Below are 23,966 nucleotides of genomic sequence, written 5' to 3' on the forward strand. Positions count from 1 at the left end.
GCCTGGATCAGAAACCAACGGTCAGGTTCACCCAGTAGCTGCGGCCGGGTTCGTTGTAGGTAGCGGCGCCTGCACCGGTGGCGCTGGTGCTGGTGGTGCCTTCGCGGAACAGGCGCTTGTCGAACAGATTGTTGACGCCGCCGCCGACACGCACCTTCGGCGTGATCCGATACTGGCCGCCCAGACTCCACAGGTCATAGGCCGCACGCGTATCGCGTGGCAGCAACGCACCGGTGGTGCTGGACTGCGTGGCCGACTCCTGCTTGCCGTAGAACGTACCGGTCAGCATGAACGACAACTGTGCATTGACCTGCCAATCCAGGAAGGTGTTGACGGTGTACTCGGGAATGATCGACAGCGGCTGATCGGTGGTCTTGTCGACGTTCTCGATCATCCAGGTGACATTGGTGTTCCACGACAGCACATCACCACCGCCGATCAGCGGCACCTTCACGTTGCCTTCGACGCCGCGGATGATGGCTTCGGGCGCATTGGTCCACTGGAATACCTGGCCCTTGGTGTCATTGGTGATGCCGATACGGTCCTGGCCGGCGACGATCTTGTCCTTGTAGTCGTTGTGGAAATAGGTGACCGAGGCGTGCCAGCCGTTGTCCGGCGCCCACTCGATACCGATTTCCTTGTTGATGCTGGTTTCCGGATCAAGGTTGGCGTTACCCATCACGTAGCAACCAGACCCCTGGTTCGGGCTCAGTACCGGGCAGCCGTTGCCGCGCGTGTAATAGAGGTAATCCGGGTTGGCCTGGTACAGGTTCGGTGCCTTGAACGCGCGCGCGATGCCGCCCTTGATCGCCCAGTCTTCAGCCAGCTTGAACTGCACGTTGAGGCTGGGGCTGAAGTTGTTGCCGAACTGCGAATGGTGATCGAAGCGCAGGCCAGGGGTCAGCGTCCAGCGCTCGCCGATGTACAGGTTGTCCTCGACGAACACGGCTGCGAACTGCTGGTCGCTCTTGCCGGTGCGCACGCCGTCGTAGCCAGGAATGCCGCCGCCGCTGCTGGAACTCTGGGTCACCGAATAGGGATCGTGGAGCTCCATGTCGCGGTACTCGAAGCCCAGCGTCGCCACCTGCTCGATGCCGCCCCAGTTCAACGGCACGTTGATCTCGCCGTCCACGCGGGTGGAGGTCAGTTCGGAGGTGGAGAAAGTTGCACCTTCGGTGATCGAGCCTTCCGGGCCGCCGGCCAGGCCTTCGTTCAAGCGGGTATTGTCGGTGTCGTCATAGGCAGCGGTGATGCGCGAAGTGCCCCAGTCGTAGCTGCCACGATGGGTCAGGCCGAACGAGCGGCGCAGCATCACATTGGTTTCCGCGCCATACAGCGCATTCAAACGCTCGAAGCCGTCGCCGCTGACGCCGCGCTCGCCGGAGTAGATATTGCCCTGGCGGCTGACGCTGGCATCCAGCTCCAGCACATGCTTGTCGTTGATGTCATAGCGCAGCAGGCCGCTGATATCGCGGTTGCGTACACCTTCGCGACCAGCCGGTGGGGTGACGCCAGTGGCGAATTCTTCATTGAGCGACAAGGCATCCGGCTCGGTCTTGTTGACGTTGCCGAACAAGCGGAACGACAGCTGCTCGCTCAACGGGCCGGACAACTGGAAACCAACGCGCTCGCTGTCGCCCTCGTCACTGTGCTCGGCCTGGCTGCCGTACAAGGTCAGCGAGCCGGTCAGGTCACCGGTCGGCTTCTTGGTGATGATGTTGACCACGCCACCGGACGCACCGGAGCCGTAACGTGCAGCGGCAGGACCACGCAACACTTCGATGCGCTCGACCGCTTCGGCCGGCACCCAGTTGCTGTCGCCACGGCTGTTGCGTTCGCCGCTGCGGCCCATGCGCACCGAATCGCGCGAGCTCACCGGGCGGCCATCGATCAGGATCAAGGTGTTTTCCGGGCCCATGCCACGGATGTCGATCTGGCGGAAATTGCCGTAGGAGCCCGACGCGGTATTGCCGGTCAGGTTGATGCCGGGCATGCGCCGGATCACTTCGGACAAGTCATTGGCTGGCGGCAGACGCTCCAGATCGACCGCAGTGATTACCGAGCTGCCCAAGGCCTGCTTGGCGATCTGTTCGGCGGTGACGTGCACGGTGTCGATGTCGGTAGCCGGCGCTGCGCCTTCGGCCAATGCTGGACCGGCGAGCAAAGCGCTCAATGCCAGCGCAGCGGAAAGGGGATGACGGGACAGCAAGACACGCGCGGACAACCGCGACGACGAACGACGGGACATGGGGGAAGCCTCTCGACAGTGGGGATGCGCCCCTCTGGCGAACAGCTTGAGGAACGACGGATATCGAATGCAGCTGCCGGAAACAAACGCCAGACACGCTGCGGGATGGCCGTATTCTACACCAAATGCGAATGATTATTGATAACTACTGGCAATGTGGTTGTGGGCCCTGCTTTGTAGGAGCGGCATAAGCCGCGAAGCTGATGGACGGCCCGATTGCGGAAATTCCTGCGACTTCATTGATGTCGGCTTCGCGGCTTACGCCGCTCCTACAAACGCTGCCACTCCCACAAAAGCCACGTTACGCGACGATCGCCACCAACTCACGCATATCGTCGATCACTGCCACTGCTTCAGCCATATCCAGATCCAGATCACGCGAATAGCCATAGCGCACCAGCACGATCGGCATGCCGGCGTTGTTGGCCGCGCCCAGATCCGTGCCCGAATCACCCACCATCAGACAGTCGACCACCGGCTGCTGCAGCAAACCTGCAACGTGCAACAGCGGCTCAGCAGCAGGCTTGCGTTGCGGCAGCGAATCGCCACCAATGATGTGTGCGAAGAACCCGGCGATGCCCAGATGCTGCAACAAGGGCGCGACCATCGCCGCCGGTTTGTTGGTGCAGATGGCCATCGGCAGACCGCGCGCCTGCAAGGCCGTCAGCGCCTCACCAACCCCGTCATACAAGCGCGGGCTGCGCAGCAAGCAAGCGGTGTAATGCCGCATGAAGACCGACATCACCTCGTCAAGCGTCAACGCACTGCCTGCATTGGCCAATGCGGTGGTCACCAGATTGCGTACGCCCTCGCCTATCCAGCTGCGCACCGTCGCTTCCGAAACGCGCGGCAGCGTCAGCGCTTCCAATGTGAGGTTCACTGCCTCGGCGATATCACCTGCGCTGTCCACCAGCGTGCCATCCAAATCGAACACCAAGGCTTTGATCGCCACGCATCACACTCCCAGAATTGAGCATCGATTGTAGCGGCGCTGCACTGCGTAAAGGATGCACTCAATCCAACGTGATGCTGCGAAACAAATCACCCTGGATCACCAGTTCTTCGCGATCACGAAAACCGGCCAGACCGACGCCAACCAAGCGATAACGCGTATCTACCGGTAACTGCACGCGTTGGCACAAGGCCAGGGCGATGTCGCGAAGATCTTCCACCGAGCTTGGCGGCGTATCCGGCGTATAGCTGCGGGTGAGGATGCGGAACTGCGCCGTCTTCAACTTCAGTACGACGGTATGACCGATGCGCTCGGTGCGTCCCGTTGCGCGCCAGGTACGCTCTGCCAACTGGGTGATGGCTTCATCGAACTCGCCCATGTGCAGGTCTTCGGCAAAGGTGTCTTCGGAAGAAATGGACTGCACTGGCTGATCGGGCTCCACCGGCCGCTCGTCGATACCGCGCGCACGCCGATACAAGCCAGCACCAAAACTACCGAACAAGGCCTGCAGCTGTTCAAGCGGCAGCGCGCGCAGATCACCGACGGTAACGATACCCAGCGCCGACAGCTTGCCCTCCATCACCTTACCCACGCCCGGCACCCGCTTGACCGGCAAGGGCGTCAGGAACTCTTCGACCCGCGAAGGCCGCACCACGAACTGACCATCGGGCTTGCGCCAGTCCGAAGCGACCTTGGCCAGGAACTTGTTCGGGGCAATGCCGGCCGAGGCGGTCAAGCCGGTGGTCTCGCGGATCTGTGCGCGGATGGTGCGGGCGATCTCGGTGGCGATGCCGTCGCAGCTCGGCGATTCGGTCACATCAAGAAAGGCCTCATCCAGCGACAGCGGCTCCACCAGCGGGGTGTGCTGCAGGAAGATCTCGCGGATCTGCCGTGACACCGCCTTGTAGCGGGCAAAGTCCGGCGGCACGAACACCGCATCCGGGCACAGCCGCTCGGCCCGCAACGCCGGCATCGCCGAGCGCACCCCGAATTTACGGGCCTCGTAAGAGGCCGCACACACCACCGAACGCGCCCCGCGCCAGGCCACCACCACCGGCCTCCCGCGCAAACCGGGGTCATCACGCTGCTCCACGGACGCATAGAAGGCGTCCATGTCGACGTGGATGATCTTGCGTTGTTGGCTCAAGGCAACAGTCTCAAAAGGTCGCCAACATGATAGCTGTTGTCGCTAAATGCACACTTGTCCTCACAAATGTACTTATTCATACCTCCCGTAACAGCCCGCGAACGGCGCTTATCTGCAGCTAACATACGCAACCGTCCAGTTAAAACATTTGATTGAACGCAGATGCTGCAGCATGCTCCGGGGCTCGCAATGGCTTTGGATTACCCCGGATGACCCGTCTGCATGCTTTCTCGCGCGACCAGCTGCTGGCCAGCGCGCGTGGCGAACTTTTCGGCCCCAACAAAGGCCGCCTGCCCAACGACCCGATGCTGATGTTCGACCGCATCACCGAGATCCGCGAGGACGGTGGCGCGCACGGCAAGGGCATGATCCGGGCCGAGCTGGATATCCGTCCTGACCTGTGGTTCTTCGGTTGCCACTTCATTGGCGACCCGGTGATGCCCGGCTGCCTGGGCCTGGATGCCATGTGGCAGCTGACCGGCTTCTATCTCACCTGGCTGGGCGCAGAAGGCCGCGGCCGTGCGCTGGGCTGTGGCGAGGTCAAGTTCACCGGCCAGGTGCTGCCCAGCGCCAAGCTGGTGCAGTACGAAATCGATGTCTCGCGCGTGATCAACCGCAAGCTGGTGATGGCACAGACCGACGCCCGCATGCTGGTCGACGGCCGCGAGATCTATTCCGCCAAAGACCTGCGCGTAGGTCTGTTCACCTCAACCGAGAGCTTCTGATGCGTCGTGTCGTCATTACCGGCATGGGCATCACGTCCTGCCTTGGCAACGATCTGGACACCGTGTCCAGTGCCCTGCGTGACAGCCGTCCCGGCATCGTCACCCTGCCCGACCACGCCGAAGCCGGCCTGCGCAGCCAGGTTGGCGGCAAGGTCGATATCGATCTGGACGCGCAGGTAGACCGCAAGCTCAAGCGCTTCATGAGCGATGCGGCCGCCTACAGCTACGTATCCATGCGCGACGCCATCGCCGATGCCGGCCTGGACGAAAGCCAGGTCAGCAACGTGCGCAGCGGCCTGATCGCCGGTTCCGGCGGCGGCTCCAGCGAATGGCAGGTGGAAGCGGCTGATCTGCTGCGCAACCGTGGCGTGCGCAAGGTAGGCCCGTACATGGTGCCGCGCACGATGTGCTCAACGGTGTCGGCCAACCTGGCCACCGCCTTCAGCATCAAGGGCCTGAGCTATTCACTGTCGGCCGCCTGCGCCACCTCGGCACATTGCATCGGCGCTGCCGCCGACCTGATCCGCCACGGCGCCCAGGATGTGATGTTTGCTGGCGGCGGTGAAGACCTGCATTGGTCGATGAGCGTGATGTTCGACGCCATGGGCGCACTGTCCACCAGCTTCAACGAAACCCCGAGCACGGCATCGCGCCCGTACGACGCCAACCGCGATGGCTTCGTCATCGCGGGCGGCGCCGGCATGCTGGTGCTGGAAGACTACGACCACGCTGTGGCCCGTGGTGCACGCATCTACGCAGAGCTGGTTGGCTACGGCGTGACCTCCGATGGTGCCGACATGGTTGCCCCGTCCGGCGAAGGCGCCGTGCGTTGCATGAAGATGGCGATGGAAGGTTTGGACCGTCCTATCGATTACCTGAACACCCACGGCACCTCGACCCCGCTGGGCGACGTGACCGAGCTGGGCGCAGTGCGCCAGGTGTTCGGTGATGCCGTGCCGCCGCTGTCTTCGACCAAGGCTTTGTCGGGTCACTCCTTGGGCGCAGCCAGCGTGCACGAAGCGATCTACTGCCTGCTGATGATGCGCGATGGCTTCATGGCCGGCTCGGCCAATATCGAAACCCTGGACGAACGTGTGGAAGGCTTCCCGATTCTGCGCAAGACGCAGGATGCGAAGCTGGACACGGTGATGTCGAATAGTTTTGGGTTTGGCGGCACCAATGCAACGTTGATCTTCGGCCGGGTTTGATGGCGGAGTGATCTGAAAGAAAGCAGCCGCGAAAGCGGCTGTTTTCTTTTGTGCTTTGGCTTTGGCTTTGGCTTTGGCTTTGGCTTTGGCTTTGGCTTTGGCTTCAGCTTTGCTGTCCCCTCTCCCGTTTACGGGAGAGGGGCTGGGGTGAGGGGAAGCTTTTGCCTTTTCGCTTTCGCTTTCGCTTTCGCCTTGGCTTTGGCTGTTGCTCTGTTGCTCTGTTGCTCTGTTGCTCTGTTGCTCTGTTGCTCTGTTGCTCTGCAAGGCAACAGCAACCGCAAAAAGAAACAACAAGCAAGAGCTGCCCTCACCCCTACCCCTCTCCCGCAAGCGGGAGAGGGGAAAGCAGAGCAAGAGCGAAGCAAAGCCCTGCCTCAGTCGTAATTACTCAACGCCAGCGACAACAGAGCCTTTGCCTGCTCGCGCAAGGACTGCGGCTCCACGATCTCCGCATCAGAGCCGTAATGCAGCACGTCCATCAACAGCTCGCGCGACACGCTGTACGGCACCTTCAATTCATAACGCCCGTCAGCAAGAAACCGTCCCTGCTGCTTGGAATGCCAATGCTCATCGGCCACCCAACGCGCGGCCTTGGCACTGAATACGATGGTCGCCCAGCCCTTGGGCGCACCCGAGAAGATGCCGTAGCTGGCCGCCAACTGCTCGTTCAACTCTTCATCGGCCACATCGCGCGCAGGCTGATCCAGCAACCGCGCCTGATGGACGCGGTCCACCGCGAAGCTGCGTACCGCCTCACGGCTGTGATCCCAGGCGTCCAGGTACCAGTTGTCGCGGTAATGGGTAATGCGCTGCGGTGACACCGTACGGCGGGTCGCCTCATCGGTGGAGCGTGCGCGGTATTCAAACGACAGCTGCTTGCGCTCCAGCACGCCGGACGCCACCGTGCGGAAACTGGCCTCGTCCAGCTTGCGGCCGCGGTGCGGAATCACCCGCACCCGCTCCACCGGCCAATGCGAAGCACCCGCCTGGGCGGCCAGCAGACCTTCGATGCGCTGCTGCAGCGGTGCCAGCATCGACGACAACACCCCGCCGCCAGTGCGCGCCAACAGGTGCTGCGATGCCAACAAGGCGTGCAACTCCTCCGAGCTCAGCCACAAACCCGGCAGCTCGAAACGGTCGCTCTCCCCGCTCATGTAGCGGAACCCGGCCTCGCCATCGCCCTCCACCGGCGCCATCAGCGCATCACGCAGGAAGGCCAGGTCACGGTAGACCGTGGCACGGGAACAGCCCAATTCCTCCTGCAACCGCATCACCGTGACCGGGTAGCGGGCGGACTTGAGCAGACGATGCAGGGCGTTGATGCGTTCATAGCGGTCCATCCCCGGATTATGTCCGACTCCGGGCCGCAATGGAGCAGGCCAGCCGCCGGCACAACCGCAAATGAAGCCCCGGGCCCGCCCGTGCGCCTGAGGGTCAGGGACCATCCGGTATCATCCCCTCGCCAATCATTCCCGCCTCTCCCTTGGAGATCTGCCCGATGTCCCTGCGTGTTTCCCTATTGCTGCCGTTGCTGCTGGCCGCCCCGCTGGCCTGGGCCGACGATGCTTCCGACCTTGCCGCCATGACCTCGCCATGGAGCGGCAGCGGCGGCGAGCTGGGCTTTGCCTCGGCCCACGGCAATAGCACCACTGAAAGCTTCAACGGCCGCCTGAAGCTGCGCTACACCGACAATGACTGGATCCACAGCATGGATCTGTTCGGTCTGCGCTCCAGCGCCGAGTACACCGAAACCGCCGACGACGGCAGCACCAGCCGCAAGCGCCAGACCACCGCCAACCGTTACACCGGCGGCGCCGGCAGCGCGTTGCAGTTGGGCGAACACCGCCAGCTCACCGCCACCGTGCGTTATGAAAGCGACGATTTCGCCACCTACGACCGCCAAGCCAGCTTCGGTCTGGGTTACGGCACGCGCCTGATCGATGGCGAGCGCCTGACGCTGGATACGCAGATCGGCCCGGGTGTGCGCCGTTCACACAATGCCGATACCGACGAAGACCGCACCGGCCTGATTGGCCGCGGCCTGTTCGACCTGAAATTCGCCGTCACCGAAAACACCGAGCTGGTGAACTCGCTGCTGGTGGAATCGGGCTCGTACAACACCTTCGCGCAGAATGATTTCGGTGTCTCGGTCAGCATGAACAAACACTTCGCCCTGAAGGCTGGCTGGCAGGCCCGGCACAACAGCGACGTCGCCGAAGACAAGCGCAAGACCGACACCCTGACCACGATGAACGTGGTCTACAGCTTCAAGTAAGCAGGCGCCGGGCGCATGCCCGGCAACTGCTCCCCGGTAGTGCCAAGCCATGCTCGGCAAGGGGCATTACCAGCCAATCCTGCAGAACCAGCATTGGTTCTGTTGATTTTGTGGGAGCGGCATTAGCCGCGAAGCTGGCCATGCTTGCGCGCCGCGGAAAGCGGCGCTCATGTTGTTTTCGGGCATTTGTGGCTTCGCGGCTTACGCCGCTCCTACAACAGCTCTCTTAGCGCAACAGCTCGCCCGCGCCGCCGGCCAGCAGCTGACGTGCGACTTCCTGACCCAGCGCTTCCGGATCGCTCGCCGGCCCCTGCGCCTGCGCACGTACCGCACGGCCATCGGCCACACCGCCGACCAGACCCTGCAACCACAGATCATCACCACGCCACTGTGCCAAGCCAGCCACCGGCACATGGCAGCTGCCATCCAGCGCGCGGTTCATGGCCCGCTCCGCTTCCACGCAGCTGCGGGTGGATGCATCGTCCAGCGCCTTGACCAGGTTGATGATGTCCGCAGCGTCCTGCCGGCATTCAATCGCCACTGCCGCCTGTGCCGGTGCCGGCAACCACTGCGGCGCAACCAGCCGATCGCGGATGCGCGCGCCCAGTTCCAAACGCTCCAGGCCGGCGCAGGCCAGGATGATGGCGTCGTATTCGCCCGCATCCAGCTTGGCCAGACGGGTGTTGACGTTGCCACGCAGGTCGCGCGACGTGAGGTCCGGGCGCAGTGCACGCAGCTGGGCCTGCCGGCGCAGCGAGGACGTGCCCACGCAGGCACCCTGCGGCAAGGCATCCAACGACGGATAAGTGTTGGAGACAAAGGCATCGGCCGAATCGGCGCGGGTCAGGATCGCCGGCAGCACGAACGGCGCTTCCAGCTCCATCGGCACATCCTTCAGCGAATGCACCGCGCAATCAGCTTCGCCGCGCAGCATCGCCAGCTCCAGCTCCTTCAGGAACAGGCCCTTGCCGCCTATGGCCGCCAGCGAGCGGTCCAGGATTTCATCGCCGCGCGTGCTCATCGGCACAAGTTCCACCTGCAGGCCCGGGTGGGCCTGGCGCAGACGGTCGGCAACGTGTTCGCTCTGCCACAGGGCAAGCGGGCTCTTTCGGGTGGCGATACGCAGGATGCTCATGCGGCCATTATCGCCGCTGCAAGCTCCAGGTCACAGCCGTTCCATCTCGGTCTTCAGCCCGGCCACGCAGCGGCGGCTGATTTCCAGGGGTTGCGGGACATCACGCAGCACCGCCTGCACCTGCCCGGCCGGCGTGCGGCGGACTTCCTGCAGCCGGTCGCGGGCTATCAGGCAGTTGCGGTGGATGCGGATGAAACGCCCGGAAAACTCGTCTTCCAGCGAGCGCAGCGATTCCTCGATCAGGTCTTCGCCGCGCAGGTGGTGCACCACCACGTACTTTTCCTCTGCCTGCAGATAGAGGATGTCCTCCACCGGTACCAGCCGCAGACCGCCGCGCAGGCGTGCACACAGCACCCGTCGCGCCTGGGTGGCCACCGCTGGCGCCGCGTTGGCGCGACCCGCAATGAAGGTGCGCGCACGCTCCAACGCTGCGGCCAAGCGTTCTGCGCGCACAGGCTTCATCAGGTAATCAATTGCCGCCGCCTCGAAGGCCGACAAGGCGTGGGCGTCGTAAGCGGTGCAGAACACCAACGCTGGGCGCGGCTCGAACCCGGCCAAGTGGCGGGCAACCTCCAAACCGTCGATGCCTGGCATGGCGATGTCCAGCAGTACCAGATCCGGCTGGGTCTGCGCACAGACATGCAAGGCCTCGTTGCCGTTGGCTGCCTCACCAACGACATCCACCTCCGCCAGCTCGGTCAGCAACGCGCGCAGACGCTCGCGTGCCAACGGCTCGTCATCGGCGATCACTACCTTCACACCACTACCTCGCTCACGGCTCCCCAGTCGTGGCGACATGGTAGCCGGGTTCGCTGTACGCCGCCGTCAACAATCCGGCAACTGCGGCGCAGCTCACAAACCGGTCATACCTGTGCGAAACGGGCCTGCAGCCAGTCGCCCAGCGCGTGGATCTCTTCGCCGCAGACCTGGTGGGCCATCGCATAGCGGTGCCATTCCACGCCAAAGCCCAAGGTCTTGAGCACCTGTGCGCTGTGCTCGGCGATCTGCAGCGGAATCACCGGGTCGGCACTGCCATGGGCCATGAATACCGGCTGGGCGGTGGCGCCATCCACCAGCTGCGACGGTGCAGCGTCCACTTCCGGCAGATAGGTCGACAACGCCACCAGGCCTGCGACCGGCTCACTGCGCTTCAGGCCAGCGGACAGGATGATCGCCCCGCCCTGCGAGAAGCCAGCCAGCACGATGCGGTTGGCCGGAATGCCGCGCGCCTGTTCACGGGCGATGAGCTCTTCCAGTTGCACAACCGACTCGGCGACGCCCTTGGCATCGGCGCGGCTGCGGAAATCCATGCTGACGATGTCGTACCAGGCACGCATCGGCATGCCGTTGTTGATGCTGACCGGGCGCTTGGGCGCATGCGGAAACACGAAGCGGATCGCCGGCCACTGCGGACGCACCAGCTCGGGCACGATAGGCGCGAAATCATGGCCATCGGCACCCAGGCCATGCAACCAGATCACCGACCATTCCGGCGACGCGCCGGTTTCCTGCTCCACTGTTTCCAGCATGTGTATGACTCCCAAAGACAGGCGGGAATTATGCCTGCCCGGCACAGCCATTGGTGGAGGCCCTGCTTTTGTAGGAGCGGCGTAAGCCGCGGAGCTGATGGTGCTGCAGGTTGAAAGCAAGCCGACGACCAGCATGAGGGTTGCGAGCCAAATGGCAGCGCATTGCTATCGGCTTCGCGGCTTACGCCGCTCCTACAAAAACTATCCGGAGCCCTGTAGGAGCGGTGTAAGCCGCGAAGCTGACGGTGCTGCCGATTGAAGCAAAACCGGCACCCTGCGCAGAGGTTGCAGGCCAAATGGCGGCGCATTGCTATCGGCTTCGCGGCTTACGCCGCTCCTACAAAAGCCGCAGCCTTCAATCCTGCAGCGGTTCCTTCAGCGCGGCCGCGCGCAACTCAACAGCACGCAGCAACACCGGCGGTGGGGCATTTTCTTCAGGGATGCACAGCAACCCATGCTTTCGCAGCCAGTCGCCAGCCTTGCGCGAGGACGTCCACGCCACCACCGGCACCGCCAGCGCCATGCCGATCACCACCGGCGCCATCCACGCCGCCAGCGGCGGCGACACCAGATAGGCGGCCACGCCCATCACCACACCGAATACGCTCAAACCACCATAGCTGCGCAGCAAGTCGCGCACCGAAATGCTGCCGTCATCACGCTGCTGTGCGTCCCAGCCCGAATCCTTGCCGGCCAGCACTTCGGCAACACCGCGCGACTGCACATACATCACCACCGGTGCCATCAGCGCCGCCAGCACGGTTTCCAGCAACATCGAAATAAACGCCCTGAAAGCACCGCCGCAACCAATACGCTCCTTGCGCGAAGTCAGCATCGCCACATAGCCCATCAGCTTGGGCGACAGCAGCGCGACCATGGTCACCACGAATACCCAGAACACGCCGTCCTGGTCCAGCCCTCGCCAGTAACTCGCCGGTGCCATCCGCAGATTCAGATGCAGCTCTTCGGCCAGATCGATGCCGCCATGGATCAGCGGAATGGCGATACCGATCAGCATCAACATCGCCCACATCGGCGCGGTGAAGTAATGGCCGATGCCGATCAGCATATGCACGCGGTTGACCCAGTGCAGGCCCGGCGTAGCCACCACCTTGGAATGCTGCAGATTGCCCTGGCACCAGCGGCGGTCACGAATCAGCAGATCGGTCAGGGTCGGCGGGCCTTCTTCGTAGCTGCCGTGCAGGTACGGCACCATGTGCGAGGCCCAGCCACCACGGCGTATCAGTGCAGCCTCGACGAAGTCATGGCTCAGCACATGGCCACCAAACGGCTTGCGTCCCGGCAATTCGGGCAAGCCCGCCTGCTCGGCAAAGGCCTGGGTGCGGATCACCGCGTTATGGCCCCAGTAATTGCTTTCCGCGCCGTGCCACCAGGCCACACCGTAAGCCATCACCGGCCCATAAACGCGGCCACCAAACTGCTGCATGCGGGCGAAGGCGGTACGGCCACCGACCACCGCCGGCAGCGACTGGATCAGGCCAACGGTCGGATGATTTTCCATGGCCGACACCAGCCGTACGATCACATCGCCGGTCATCAAACTATCGGCGTCGAGGATCAGCATCTGCGGATAGGCACCACCAAAGCGCCGCACCCAGTCGGCGATATTGCCGGCCTTGCGCCCGACATTGCTGGCGCGGCGGCGGTAATACAGTCGCTCGGCGCCGCCGGTGGCTTCCACCAGGCGCGCGAACACCTGTTCTTCGGCACGGCCAATTGCATCGCGGGTGGTATCGCTGAGCACGTAGAAATCGAAATGCTCCAGCTGCCCGGTCGCGGCCACCGATTCGTAGATGGCCTGCAGGCCGGCCATCATCCGGCGCGGGTCTTCGTTGTAAGTGGGCATCAACAAGGCGGTACGGCTGCGCAGCTGCGGCAGCGGCGTATCCGGGTAGATGCCGAGCTTGCGGCGGCCGCGCAGCAACGCCTGCAACCCGGCCAGGCTGCTGACGAAGGACATCGCGATCCAGGCGAACAGCAACACGAACAGGCCCAACAGGCAGCCTTCCAGCACGTTGATGCCGCCGTTGGACAGCACCCGCGCCATCAACCAGGTGGCCAGCAGCGTGGTCAACGCGGTGCTGCCGAAAACGTACAGTCGGCGCAGTCCGATATTGGCCGGCGCGGTCTTCTGCCGCGGCACATGCAGCGAGCCCGAGCGCAACGACTGCTCGGGCATGGGCAACGGATGCTCAGCCGGCAGTACCGCAATACCGGCATCCAAGCCATTGTTGGTGGTGACCTTGTTGCTCATTGCTTGCCCCGCTGCGCCATCTGCAGCCAGTCCTGGCGGCACACCTTGCCGTAACGCTGTTTGCTTGCGTGTTGCACCTGAATTCCTTGAAGGAGAAGCTGACCAGTCGGGGAAAACTAGAAGAACCAACCTAAACCTGCGGCAAACGAACCCTGCCGGTCGCGATGCGGGAGCCCCCTCGAACCACCTCGCTGCAGGCGGTAACAAGGCCGCCCAGGCCACTCCAGGGCCAACCGCCGCAATCCCTTCACGGCATTGGCGATGGGGGAATTATCCACCATCAAATCGACAGGTACACCTTTGCCAGTCAGTTTGACTGCGTTACCGGACACCTGACCTCACATGCCCTGGCGTGGCGCCCGCATGACCGCGAGCAGGCCATACCTGTCTGCCCCCTGGTCTCCAGCAGACACGGCAAGGTCAGCGCAGGGCCGACAAGGCAACCCAGCCAGCTCCGGCAGAGTCGTGCCGGCGCAACCGCCCCGGACAGGCGCTGAAGAAGCGGACTGCAGGCAGGTGGCGCCGCCTAGCGTCTTGGGAATCAGGAGCAAAATCGGTCATTGGCCCTGATGGCAGGCCCGCCATGCACGGCGCCAGCCAAACGTGGCCGGCTGAATTCGTTCAATGCACGCAGCACCGCCGCACGCTCCAACATGCGCACTCACAACCCAGGCTAAATCCACCAGTGCACACAACACGATCACAACATTGCGCTCACCTGCCGCAAACCCGGCATTGCGCAGGCTACACGCGTCTGCAGCGACGCAGACGTCTCCGGAGACTGTTCGTGGACCGCAACCGTGTTGAAGGCACCAAACACGAAATCAAAGGTGCCATCAAGGAAGCTGCCGGGAAGATGACAGGCAACAAAGCCCAGCAGATGGCCGGCAACATGGAGAAAAATGCAGGAAAAGCGCAGAAAGCAATGGGCAAGGCTGCAGACAAGGTAAAGCATCGACATTCATGACGAGCGCATCACCCAGCAAAAACTGCTTCCGCAACGCGTATAACCGGAACCCGTAGTACCCGGTACCACTGTGAAGCTTCAATGGCGCGACCGTGTGGAAGCCGGCCGCGCCATCACATCTTCGTCAGATCTAAAGCCGAATCAAAGCGGGCGCTTGGACAACAGACCGATGCGACGGAACCAGATTTCCAGCGGCACGGTCACCAACGGCGGCACTGCCGCCAGCAACGCCAACAGCACAGCCCACAGCGGCCAACGCAGCTTCAACCCGGCGTACAGGCTGACCACCACGTAGAACACAAACGCCAAGCCATGCAGGCGGCCGAACAGCCATACGCCCAACTCGGTGGTGCCGGTGCCGTACTTGAGCAGCATGCCGATCAGCAATCCGGCCCAGGTGACACCTTCAATCAGTGCAGCGGCGGCAAACAACTTGCCGGCGGGGGTCATTGGTTTGGCAGACATCGATTCCATCAAGCGGTGCGAAAGAGCAGCGATTGTAGGCGAGAATGTCTCGCATCCGCGCGCGCTCAGATCCAGCCCCGTCTTTTGAACCACAACAGCGGCACCACGATACTCAGGCCCACTGCGGCCAGCGCGATGGCGTAGCCGTAGTGCCAATGCAATTCCGGCATCGACGCGAAATTCATGCCCCACACCCCGACCAGCACGGTCGGCGGAATGCCGACCACCGAGGCCACCGCCATCACTTTCATCACCTCGTTCTGATCCATGTTGATCAGGCCGAGCACGCTGTCCAGCAGGAACTCGTTGCGGTCGCCCAGTTGCTGCTCGAACTCGCTCAGCGAGGTCAGGTCCTTGACCACCAGCTTGATCCGCTTCGGCGCATCGTCGCCAAACCAGTCCGGGGTGGCTTCATCCAGGTAACTCATCATCCGCAGCATGCCGTGCAGGGTGTTATGCAGCGCGCCGATGCGCCGTCCCATCGTGCCAACCTCGTGCAGCATCTGCTCCAAACGACGTGAGGCACGCTTGCCCTTGGGGTTGTTGAAGGCCTGCCGCGAGAACTCGCTCATCGTGCTTTCCAGCGATTCCAGCAGATCGGCCAGACGATCGACGATGTGTTCGATCATGCGCAGGAACAGATCAGCCGAGCCGTGGCAGGGATGTTTGCCCAGCTCCGCTTCCACGCCTTCCAGCGCATCGATGCGGTGCTCGCGCTGCACCACCAATGCATTGGGCGCGACCACGAAGCCCAGCGGCCCGACGACGTGTTCAATCTCGTACTGGAAGCGCGGCAGGTTCAACACCAAGGCCTCACCTTCCACCCGCACCCGGCTGCTGAACTCGATCTCGCTGATGCCGGCACGGTCGGGAATGCGGAATCCCACCTGCCGCGACGCCTGCTCCAGTTCCCCCGGCGTGGGTTGGCACAGGTCTACCCATAACGACGCGGGGGCTGTGCCACCGGCTGCGGTGGCGAGGGTGCGGCATTGGAGCATGGCGTGATTCCGCTTCGGGACCTGCGTTCATCCTCATCTTCAGCGCACGCCGAGTAAAGCCGCCGGCAGCTCAGGCCTGCGCTTGCGCGGCGTACCAGCTCGCATAGGGCGTGTTCTTGACCAGATGCCGGTTGAAGTCCGGCGCACCATCTTGCCACCACACCGGACCACGCTCACCCAAACCACGTTTGGCTGCATCCACCGCTGCACCTGCCTGCCCCAGCCGTTGCCGGTCGCCTGCTCGCCGGGCGACCCCTACCTCCCGACGCGCCGCCATCAGCTGGCTCACCAAGGTAGCCCGCACCTGCTCTGGCAGGCCGGGATTACTGGTCCGCCATAGCCGCCCGCGCACCACCAGATAGCGGCCATCGGGCGTGCGCAACGGCGCTTGGGCCATTTCACAGCTCCATCGGTCAGGAGCGCAGCAGTATCCCACCTACCCACGGTTGCAAAGCGCGCCCGCCTTCACGCAAGCTCGCCATTCCTTCAAACACCAGTCCAGCCATGCAAGACAACATCATCCAGATCATCCCCGCCGACGGCTGGGTAGCCGTATTCGAAGAAGCCGGTGACGAAAGCGCGCAGAGCCTGGTGTGCTTTGCGGTAGTGGAAGAGGCCGGCAAGCGCGCCGTGCGCCCGATGCTGGCCAACGGCAAGCAGATCAGCTTCGCCGACACCCTGCCCAACTTCGTCCGCGTCGAAGAAGCCGACGCCTTCGAAGAAGAGGATGAGGACGAAGAGGACGAGGACGAAGAAGAGGAAGAAGGTGAAGAAGAGGAGGAGGAAGAGGCGTAAGCCGCTTCTCCCAACCTCGCACCAAGCACCAACCTTGCTGAAGCTACACCTGTAGTGCCGAGCCATGCTCGGCATGGGCATCACCGATAAAGCCCCCCCGCCGAGCATGGCTCGGCACTACGCCCCCTCCCTTTCGCGCAGCGAAGGGGAGGGTTGGGGAGGGGTAAGCTCTTTGCTGGCCTACACAGCAATGGCTTCGCGGCTGACGCCGTTCCCACCTTCAGCCCGCCGACGCCCGCCGCAACGCAAGGTTGTAGGTAGTCGCATAGATCGCAGTCACCGACAACGGCACCACAATCGTACGCAGGATCTCCGGCGTACCAGCCAGCCAATGGATGCTGCTGAGCAGACTCAACGAGGCCACCACAGCAACCAACGGCGGCACCCAGTAACCGGAAGTCCCCGGCAAGCGCGCAGACAGCGCCTCGATCATGCGCTTGAGGAACAAGGTAATCAGCGCCGACAACGTGCCCTGCACCACTCCTGCAATCAACGGCCGCGGCATCGGGTGCGCCAGATTGGCGAACGTGGCCCAGCTGCCCATGGCAATGAAGGCCACGGTCATATGCAAGGCACTGTTGCGGGCTGCAGCGGCGGTAGTCGGCGACACGCGTGGAATCCTATGGGCTGTGCGATTGAATGGCGTTGCAGCATGACCGATGCGGTAGCCATGGTTCAACTCACCCGCGCCGCCCCAGCAACCAGAGCACGAAGCACAGACAGTCAATGCTGACCCGACAACCGGATCAGCTGCCAGGGCCCAGGCACCGTTTGTAGATAATGCACAGATGAGACCGCTTCATCTCCGCGCAGTGCGCTTGAGCACCAACGCGGTCGCCGGAAGCTTCAGTCACTGTTCCAGGCGAAGAAACACCCGCATGCGCGCCAATTCCGCATCCAACTCTTGGACAAAATCAGCGTCCTGCGGGGCTCGCCCTTCGACGTACCGCAACTCAGCGTTCAATACCCCGCCGGCGACCGAGAGATTGCCCCAGCCAATCACCCGATCACCCCACAACAGCGGCAAAGCGTAGTAACCCAGCTTGCGCCTGGGTGCGGGTGTGTACGCCTCGAAGCGATACGCCCAGCCCCAAAGCAACTCGAAGCGGCGCCGATCCCAAACCACCGGGTCGAACGGCGTCAGCAGCCGCACCTGTGCATCCGGCTTCCAGCGGCGGCTTTCTACACGCTCATCAGCGGGCCAAACCCAATCAACACCATCCACCCGCGCCCGCTGCAAACGTTGCCGCGCACGCAACAGCGCAGCCTTGCGCGCGTCCTTCCACTGCGGAACGCCATTGCCAAGATAGGCCACCAACTGACCGAGACTGGCATCCGGCAATGGCGCGTACTTGCCGACAATCAGATCGATCAGCGCATCCATGCGCGCATCGACATCACTCTTGTGAACCGGTGGTGCAGCATCGCGCGCCGCATACACACGCGTACCGCCATCGCGTCGCGCCACCCGCAGCAGCCCGCGATAGTGCATGCCATCAAGCAGCTGCGTGCTGGCATTGGACGAACCACCGAACCAATTGGTGGTCTTGCCATGTGCGAAGTGCGCGTCCACCTCACGTGGATGCACCGCACCACGCTCGGCGATGAAGGCCTGCACCGCCTGCGCCTGCTTCCAACGTGCCGGCGTCCATTCCATCCGCGCCTGCCGTGGATGCATCAACGCATGATGCTCCCGCGGAAGAAAGCCATAGTTGACGAAGAAATCCTCCTCCAACGGCAGCCGCGGATAGCGTCGCTCCAGGTCACCAGCCCGATAACCAACAACGCGATGTCTCAAGGTCAGATCCTGCGCACGCGCGGGCGCGCGGATCGGATCTGCCTGGACGAAGCCCAGCTTGTCGATTGCCCGCATCAAGCTTGTTGGCTTGAAGAGTGAGCGGGCGACGGCGTAGCGACGGAGTTGGTCGAGGGTGAGGGTCATGGACGAATGATGCCAGCAAGCGGGGGTTGGGGCCGGAGATCAGCCAGTTGGGTTCAGCAGATCACAGCAACTGGCGGCCATGGTCCAGCAGCGCTTGTTCCCTGAAGCAAACTCGCGCCTATTCCCAGTACAGCCTGAGTGGAACAACAGCATTCCGTAACCACAACACCGACAGCAACCAAAAATAAGTTGGCCTAAAACTTCCTTGCAGCACAAGCTGCCCACTTGGAAATGCCATGAAAAGGAAATTACATCCCTTCACTACCGTGGTTCTGGCCTTTTTACTACTGCCTGTTTCACTACCAGCTATCGCCAGCCGTGTTGTTGAATGCAACCGCTGCCCCTCGACTGCAAATGCAGCCATATCAAAAGGCAACGGACTGACGGTCGTAGTTGATTTTGAACGCGTGGAGCTGGCGGGGTACGAAGTCGAGTACGACAGGGAGCTGAAGCGCTGGCGAACCATGCGCACCTCAATACCTTCACAGATCTCGGCTGCCTTCTATCGAGTGATGGAAGCCGCCTCCTTGTCACCTTCATCGGAACGGGCCGGAACAGCTGTTGTCGACAATCCAGCCCCAGGAAAAAGCGGGGGAGCATTGGAACAGAATTCCGGCAAGAGCAAGGGCGGGCTCGTGGTGACCGTTCACCCCGACAACCCCCAATACTCCAATCCAACGGGCTTCACCTTTCCGAACGCTTACAGGGATTTCAGTGCGGGAGACATCGTTCTATCAGCCACGGCAAGAACAAAATTTGGACAATATCTGGCTGAAGGCCTCGCGGGTGCCAGCACCGACAGCGCGGCTTGGAATTCGATCGCATTCTCTTTGCAGGAGCTGGCACTTTCCTGGGCTGATAAGCATGGGGCCGGCGCGATAATCGTGATTGTGAAATGGCGGGATGGGTCGCAAACCGTCTACAAGGTCACAACCGACAATGTCACTGAGGCGAAGTACGTCGAGGGCGAAAGCCGGGATAGCGAAGGCAACAAATTCCCAGACGCGACCATCGCCGCGCCCGTCACTGCTCCCGGCTATGTAGGGGACTACTACTTCGGCGAGGGAAGCCAAGGCACTCGCAATCTCGGACGCTGGATCGACTCCGCTCGCCGGTACGGCATACCCATCACCGGCGCAACCGAGGAGAGAAATCGCATGCTGTGCAGCTGGGACGGCCGGACCATTCACTGCAGGGTACGTTAGTCATTCTGGAAACGCGTAGAAAAGATCGGGACAGTCAGCAACGTCCCGGTCTCGAATACCGCCGGAGCACCCTTCGCAGGCACATTGGCCCCTGCACAAGAAACGGTCTTGCGTACACAGCCCCATCATCCGGACGCCGCTACGAGAATAACAAGCACCTCAGCGATCGTCGCCGATCTCGGCAACCTTGCCCAGCTCCGCCGCATCTGGCTTGGGGATGCTTTCCCTTTCTACTTCTCAGCTGTCGCCCCACCCACTTGCTGCCCCAGGAGGGATAGCAACCGCGCGTAGTACTCGATCTTGGTGGACGTCGGCTCAATGCAGATACAAACCAGAATCGCATGCGCTCTCCACCGAAGCTCGGCTGCCACTGTTTGATGCGGCGCGGCCCAAGAATGCCAGCAAATCGACTTGGGCACAGACTGCTAGTGAACCGTATCCCGCGTTGCGTTAACTCGACTCTGACCCAGGTTTTGCTCCACACGATTGCGGCCAGTGTTCTTGCCGCGGTACAGCGCCGCATCGGCCTGCTGCATGGCGTGGCTCAAACCTGCCTCGCTGGCAAAGCTGTCCGAGACGCCGATGGTCACCGTGCAGCGCAGCCCCTCATAGCGCGCGCCCTGCAGCATCACTGCCTGCTCGATGCTGCTGCGTACACGCTCGGCAACACGCAGGGCCGGGGCGTCGTCGGCGCCAATGCAGATGGCGGCGAACTCTTCGCCGCCCAGCCTGCACACCAGGTCGCCCTTGCGCACCGAGGCACGCAGGGCATCAGCAACGCCGCACAGCACGGCATCGCCCACTTGATGACCGTAGGTGTCGTTGATGTTCTTGAAGTGGTCCACATCGACCAACAGCAAGCGCGCCGAAGTACCGGGGCGTCGGAAGTAGGAACTCAGCTCCGTGCCCAGGCCGCGACGGTTGAGCAGCTTCGTCAGCGGATCGCGTGCCGCCATGAACCGCAGCTTGTCGGTAAGCCGACGCAACACCAGCCAGACGATCGACGGCGGCAGGATGGTCGCCAGCGAGCACATATAGACATAGAAGATCATCGAGAACTGGCCGTCCATGTTCAGCGCCTCGAAGCCGCCGGACAGCAGCTTGCTAAGCTTGATGACGTTCAGCACGCAGATGCCGCTGATCAAGCCAGCAAACAGCAGCACCTCACCGCGCAGGTCCTTGGCAAAGCTGCGCGCGCCGTACAGCAGCACCGCCACCATGCTGACGAACCAGACAGCACAGGTACCTGCCAGCAACGCATAGCGCGCCACCGGGCCCACTGCCCAGTTCACCAGAATCTGCAGGAGGCTGTAACCGACCGCCAAGTACAACAGTGGCCTGGCCAACGGCGTAGCAAGGCCAAAGAAGCGCGCCCCGCCCACGCAGTACGCCAGCAAGGAGCACAGCGTAAGCGTGTGGTTGACCATGCTGATCCAACTCCAGCCCGGCGGCCCTTCCAGCAGCTGCAGCACATAGGCCCCGCCCAACATCAGGTTGGCCGCCGCAAAGACGTCCATACCCATCTTCTCGTCCTGAAGGCGACGACTGATGAGTTGAAACATCAAGCTGAAGCTCAGCAGGTAAACGCAGAGCATGCCGACTAGGAGGGTGGCGATCATTGGGTGTTCAACATAAAGGGCAGGCAAAGGCGCGCCGCCCACCTCATGCGGAACGACGGATGCAGAAAAAAAACTCGCAACGCTGCCGCTGATCCCCCGGCACCGCGTTGTCCCCGCCGTATCGTACCGAATTCGGATGGGGTTACGGGGTTTGCGGGGCTGAACTAGCTATGTAAACGGCTTCGGGGGCTCTTACGATGGGCCGAGACACCGTGCCGATTGCTTCCTGCAAGGCGATCAGGGGGCGCAACCCAACTCCGCTCCCCTGTTTTGGTCACCCATCAATCGCAATTCATCGCGGGCCTAGAAATGCGCATACCAAGTGGCACGAGTGACGTTCGCTTCAAACTAGATCAAGGAGCTCCTTAACTTCCCTCACATCAAGAGACGGCAGGCTACCAACATTAATGCTGTACTTGACGCTGTTGACACCTAGCGGAGGCATATAGTCATCTGGCATCCGAGGAAACGTGCCAGCGACCTCGAAGACGTGGACATTGCGGAATGTAAATCTCAAGAGGGCACCCGTCTGTCGAAGACCTTCATGCCAACCGATCTTGGCCAGACGCGCGTCAAAGACGTCGAGTGCGTGCCCGTCAGACCCTAGCTTTCCCCGTATTTCATCGACACGATCTGCGAGCGTTTCCTGGCCACCCAAGCTTCTCTCGAGAAGGACACTAATGAACAGAAGGCGCTTGCCGTTGGGGGCCCTCAACTGATCAAGACGGGAAATCTCATGCTTCGGCTCTGATTTCGTCGTTGTTTTTACTTCGATATGAATCCCTTCTCCGACAAAGTCATGGCGCTCGCTCTCCGGACCACTCCACAGGTGACAGATCCGTGTACCGATGGACGGGATAAGCACATTCGATAGTACCCAGAGCTCACCGAACAATCCTATCTGCTCCGCCAAGCCTAGATCAGGTGCAACTGGGCGCAATGCTGAGCGCATCTCGTCGATAACTCGTTCAACAGATATCGCCGGACCGCGACCCTCGGTTCGAACAGAATAAAAAATTCTACTGGCAACCAGCGTTAGTAATTCCTCGTGATGGCTACGGGCAGAGACATCTATCCAGACCTCCTCCCCCTCCAACACGCGGACCTGAAGGCTTTGCAGGTCTGGAGGTAGGCTTAGTGGTGGAGCATCGATCGCAATGAGCAAATGGAGTCGTCCATCACTCGAAATGCCGATTAGAGCAGCCATGTAGTCATCTACCACCTGCTCGTAAATGTCCTCGTGCTGAGGCCGTTGCTCGCGCAGCCACGCCCAGCGCTCTTGAGTAATCTCAGTCATGGAGGAATGCCTGATTCACGACAAACCGCTGATCGCCATCAACAGTTCGGGGCAAGGAGAGGGCCACGCCCAGTACGGCTTGCACCGACACCTGCAGCGGCTCAGGATCAAGGAAGTAGAGAAGAAGTAGCCCTTGCTGAGCAGGGCGGTCCTCACGCATTGACCTAGCACTGTAACCGGAGATCGTCCGGTAGTTTTCAGGCCCACCACGCAGATCAACGCCTTCATGCCGTGGGTCGATTAGGATTCCGATTGACTCCTGAGATTGCAGAGAACGCCTCACTAGGCCAAAAGCCTTTCCTCCGAGAACCACTTGATTTTCTCGCTGCGGATCTGCAACGAACACTGTCCAGTTCATCAATTCGCCTGACTCGGCCCGCTCCAGGATCCAGTCAGCTATTTCGGCCCCCTGAAATACAACACTGCCAGGATGCCCCTCATAGAGGCGCAGAAAATGTGCGATATCCTTTGCAGGAACGTCGTGCGCGAGAGCGCCGCCGTACGCATTCTGCGTAGGTGGATGCTGCCTCAACAGCTGAGAGGCCAAATCGACATTGCGTCGCAACAGTTCCTTGTTGCGCAAGGGATACAAGATCGTCTGCGGGTTCTCCCCGGACCATGAGCGCGCATCATCCGCCAGCATCTTACTTTTGCTTTTACTGGTGAGGAGAAGCTTCGAATGAGCGCGCATACGAATCGCCATCTGATCGGGTCGACGTCCTGCCCTATTCAGAGCAGTGATCGAGTCTCTAAGGGACTCCTCAACCAGCGCGAGCTCCACGAACCATTGCGCAATTCCTTCGGTGGTCCATATGCGAATCAGATCCTCATAGCCCGCGCGGAAACCGTACCAACGAGCCATCTGAAGCAGGGCATCGGCCGGGCCTGTCCTAGATTTTGTGTAAACGGGTCACCGGCAGGAAACTGCCATCTGACCTGGAGACACCATGAGTTCACGCAAACATGAAGTACCCAACGAGTTGCTGAGCAGCTTGTTGGCAAACTACAAAAGACCTGAGGACCTGATCGGCGAGAGCGGCTTGCTAAAGCAGTTGACCAAGCTGCTGGTTGAAAAGGCGCTCGATGCAGAGATGACCGAGCACTTGGGGCATGAGAAGCACGAGCCGGTGGCCAACGGTGCTGGCAACACCCGCAACGGCCGCAGTCGCAAGACGCTCAAGGGT

At 61.9% G+C, this 23,966-nt stretch carries 22 protein-coding genes and 1 pseudogene; 7 read left to right on the forward strand and 16 right to left on the reverse strand.

Annotated features, from left to right (window positions below; translation table 11 throughout):
* Positions 1–7: 7 nt before the first annotated feature.
* The 3 genes from ACVOL0_RS09655 to dinB all read right to left on the reverse strand — a co-directional run bounded on the left by ACVOL0_RS09655 (position 8) and on the right by dinB (position 4,347).
* Positions 8–2,248: a TonB-dependent siderophore receptor gene (locus ACVOL0_RS09655; protein WP_481548895.1), complete on the reverse strand. Its 2,241-nt coding sequence runs from the start codon at positions 2,246–2,248 to the stop codon at positions 8–10.
* 301 nt (positions 2,249–2,549) lie between these two features.
* Positions 2,550–3,200: a phosphoglycolate phosphatase gene (gene gph, locus ACVOL0_RS09660; protein ID WP_481548896.1), complete on the reverse strand. Its 651-nt coding sequence runs from the start codon at positions 3,198–3,200 to the stop codon at positions 2,550–2,552.
* A gap of 61 nt (positions 3,201–3,261) precedes the next feature.
* Positions 3,262–4,347 (reverse strand): DNA polymerase IV, encoded by a 1,086-nt coding sequence (gene dinB / locus ACVOL0_RS09665; protein ID WP_481548897.1) that lies wholly within the window; start codon positions 4,345–4,347, stop codon positions 3,262–3,264.
* A gap of 209 nt (positions 4,348–4,556) precedes the next feature.
* Between dinB and fabA the strand changes: the two genes are divergently transcribed.
* Positions 4,557–5,072, forward strand: coding sequence for a 3-hydroxyacyl-[acyl-carrier-protein] dehydratase FabA (gene fabA / locus ACVOL0_RS09670; protein ID WP_057627977.1), 516 nt, complete (start codon positions 4,557–4,559; stop codon positions 5,070–5,072).
* On the forward strand, positions 5,072–6,280 hold the full coding sequence (gene fabB / locus ACVOL0_RS09675; protein ID WP_481548898.1) for a beta-ketoacyl-ACP synthase I: 1,209 nt from the start codon (positions 5,072–5,074) through the stop codon (positions 6,278–6,280). The genes fabA and fabB overlap by 1 nt, the downstream gene beginning before the upstream one ends.
* A gap of 374 nt (positions 6,281–6,654) precedes the next feature.
* On the opposite strand, the gene ACVOL0_RS09680 is transcribed toward fabB, so the two are convergent.
* Complete coding sequence (locus tag ACVOL0_RS09680) at positions 6,655–7,620, reverse strand: helix-turn-helix transcriptional regulator (protein WP_481548899.1); 966 nt, start codon at positions 7,618–7,620, stop codon at positions 6,655–6,657.
* Between the two features lie 158 nt (positions 7,621–7,778).
* On the opposite strand from ACVOL0_RS09680, the gene ACVOL0_RS09685 reads away from it, so the two are divergent.
* Positions 7,779–8,555 (forward strand): DUF481 domain-containing protein, encoded by a 777-nt coding sequence (locus ACVOL0_RS09685; RefSeq protein WP_481548900.1) that lies wholly within the window; start codon positions 7,779–7,781, stop codon positions 8,553–8,555.
* A 226-nt stretch (positions 8,556–8,781) separates the two neighbouring features.
* Here ACVOL0_RS09685 and hemC read toward each other — a convergent pair whose 3' ends face one another.
* The 4 genes from hemC to mdoH form a co-directional block, all read right to left on the reverse strand.
* Positions 8,782–9,690 carry a hydroxymethylbilane synthase gene (gene hemC / locus ACVOL0_RS09690; RefSeq protein ID WP_481548901.1) on the reverse strand — a complete coding sequence of 303 codons (909 nt, stop codon included), beginning with the start codon at positions 9,688–9,690 and terminating at the stop codon, positions 8,782–8,784.
* A 30-nt stretch (positions 9,691–9,720) separates the two neighbouring features.
* The gene (locus ACVOL0_RS09695) at positions 9,721–10,449 is read right to left on the reverse strand and encodes a LytR/AlgR family response regulator transcription factor (RefSeq protein WP_481548902.1); all 729 of its coding nucleotides are present in this window, start codon (positions 10,447–10,449) and stop codon (positions 9,721–9,723) included.
* Positions 10,450–10,553: 104 nt separating this feature from the next.
* The gene (locus ACVOL0_RS09700) at positions 10,554–11,219 is read right to left on the reverse strand and encodes an alpha/beta hydrolase (RefSeq protein WP_481548903.1); all 666 of its coding nucleotides are present in this window, start codon (positions 11,217–11,219) and stop codon (positions 10,554–10,556) included.
* Between the two features lie 355 nt (positions 11,220–11,574).
* The gene (gene mdoH, locus ACVOL0_RS09705; RefSeq protein ID WP_481548904.1) at positions 11,575–13,494 is read right to left on the reverse strand and encodes a glucans biosynthesis glucosyltransferase MdoH; all 1,920 of its coding nucleotides are present in this window, start codon (positions 13,492–13,494) and stop codon (positions 11,575–11,577) included.
* Positions 13,495–14,281: 787 nt separating this feature from the next.
* On the opposite strand from mdoH, the gene ACVOL0_RS09710 reads away from it, so the two are divergent.
* Positions 14,282–14,461: a CsbD family protein gene (locus tag ACVOL0_RS09710; RefSeq protein ID WP_481548905.1), complete on the forward strand. Its 180-nt coding sequence runs from the start codon at positions 14,282–14,284 to the stop codon at positions 14,459–14,461.
* 141 nt (positions 14,462–14,602) lie between these two features.
* Here the strand turns inward: ACVOL0_RS09710 and ACVOL0_RS09715 are convergent, their stop codons facing one another.
* From ACVOL0_RS09715 to ACVOL0_RS09725, 3 genes are all read right to left on the reverse strand, one after another.
* Positions 14,603–14,911 carry a DUF3817 domain-containing protein gene (locus ACVOL0_RS09715; RefSeq protein WP_481548915.1) on the reverse strand — a complete coding sequence of 103 codons (309 nt, stop codon included), beginning with the start codon at positions 14,909–14,911 and terminating at the stop codon, positions 14,603–14,605.
* A gap of 80 nt (positions 14,912–14,991) precedes the next feature.
* Positions 14,992–15,924: a CorA family divalent cation transporter gene (locus ACVOL0_RS09720; protein WP_481548906.1), complete on the reverse strand. Its 933-nt coding sequence runs from the start codon at positions 15,922–15,924 to the stop codon at positions 14,992–14,994.
* 70 nt (positions 15,925–15,994) lie between these two features.
* Complete coding sequence (locus ACVOL0_RS09725) at positions 15,995–16,321, reverse strand: hypothetical protein (protein ID WP_481548907.1); 327 nt, start codon at positions 16,319–16,321, stop codon at positions 15,995–15,997.
* Between the two features lie 107 nt (positions 16,322–16,428).
* Between ACVOL0_RS09725 and ACVOL0_RS09730 the strand changes: the two genes are divergently transcribed.
* Positions 16,429–16,719: a hypothetical protein gene (locus ACVOL0_RS09730; protein ID WP_481548908.1), complete on the forward strand. Its 291-nt coding sequence runs from the start codon at positions 16,429–16,431 to the stop codon at positions 16,717–16,719.
* 220 nt (positions 16,720–16,939) lie between these two features.
* On the opposite strand, the gene ACVOL0_RS09735 is transcribed toward ACVOL0_RS09730, so the two are convergent.
* Entirely contained in the window at positions 16,940–17,329 is a 390-nt protein-coding gene (locus tag ACVOL0_RS09735) for a hypothetical protein (RefSeq protein ID WP_481548909.1), read from the reverse strand.
* 240 nt (positions 17,330–17,569) lie between these two features.
* Complete coding sequence (locus tag ACVOL0_RS09740) at positions 17,570–18,661, reverse strand: DNA glycosylase AlkZ-like family protein (RefSeq protein WP_481548910.1); 1,092 nt, start codon at positions 18,659–18,661, stop codon at positions 17,570–17,572.
* A gap of 236 nt (positions 18,662–18,897) precedes the next feature.
* On the opposite strand from ACVOL0_RS09740, the gene ACVOL0_RS09745 reads away from it, so the two are divergent.
* Positions 18,898–19,866, forward strand: a complete 969-nt coding sequence (locus ACVOL0_RS09745) for a hypothetical protein (protein WP_481548911.1) — start codon at positions 18,898–18,900, stop codon at positions 19,864–19,866.
* Positions 19,867–20,291: 425 nt separating this feature from the next.
* Here the strand turns inward: ACVOL0_RS09745 and ACVOL0_RS09750 are convergent, their stop codons facing one another.
* The 3 genes and pseudogenes from ACVOL0_RS09750 to ACVOL0_RS09760 form a co-directional block, all read right to left on the reverse strand.
* A complete protein-coding gene (locus ACVOL0_RS09750) occupies positions 20,292–21,485 on the reverse strand; it encodes a GGDEF domain-containing protein (RefSeq protein WP_481548912.1) in 1,194 nt (397 codons plus the stop codon).
* A gap of 343 nt (positions 21,486–21,828) precedes the next feature.
* Positions 21,829–22,782, reverse strand: coding sequence for a PD-(D/E)XK motif protein (locus tag ACVOL0_RS09755; protein ID WP_481548913.1), 954 nt, complete (start codon positions 22,780–22,782; stop codon positions 21,829–21,831).
* Positions 22,775–23,662 (reverse strand): annotated as a pseudogene (locus ACVOL0_RS09760) (Z1 domain-containing protein); the annotation flags it as partial. The gene ACVOL0_RS09755 and the pseudogene ACVOL0_RS09760, both read right to left, overlap by 8 nt.
* A gap of 67 nt (positions 23,663–23,729) precedes the next feature.
* On the opposite strand from ACVOL0_RS09760, the gene ACVOL0_RS09765 reads away from it, so the two are divergent.
* Positions 23,730–23,966: transposase (locus ACVOL0_RS09765; protein ID WP_481548914.1), on the forward strand; the 237-nt coding region annotated here is incomplete at its 3' end.

It is taken from the genome of Stenotrophomonas sp. STEN021 (assembly GCF_056760175.1).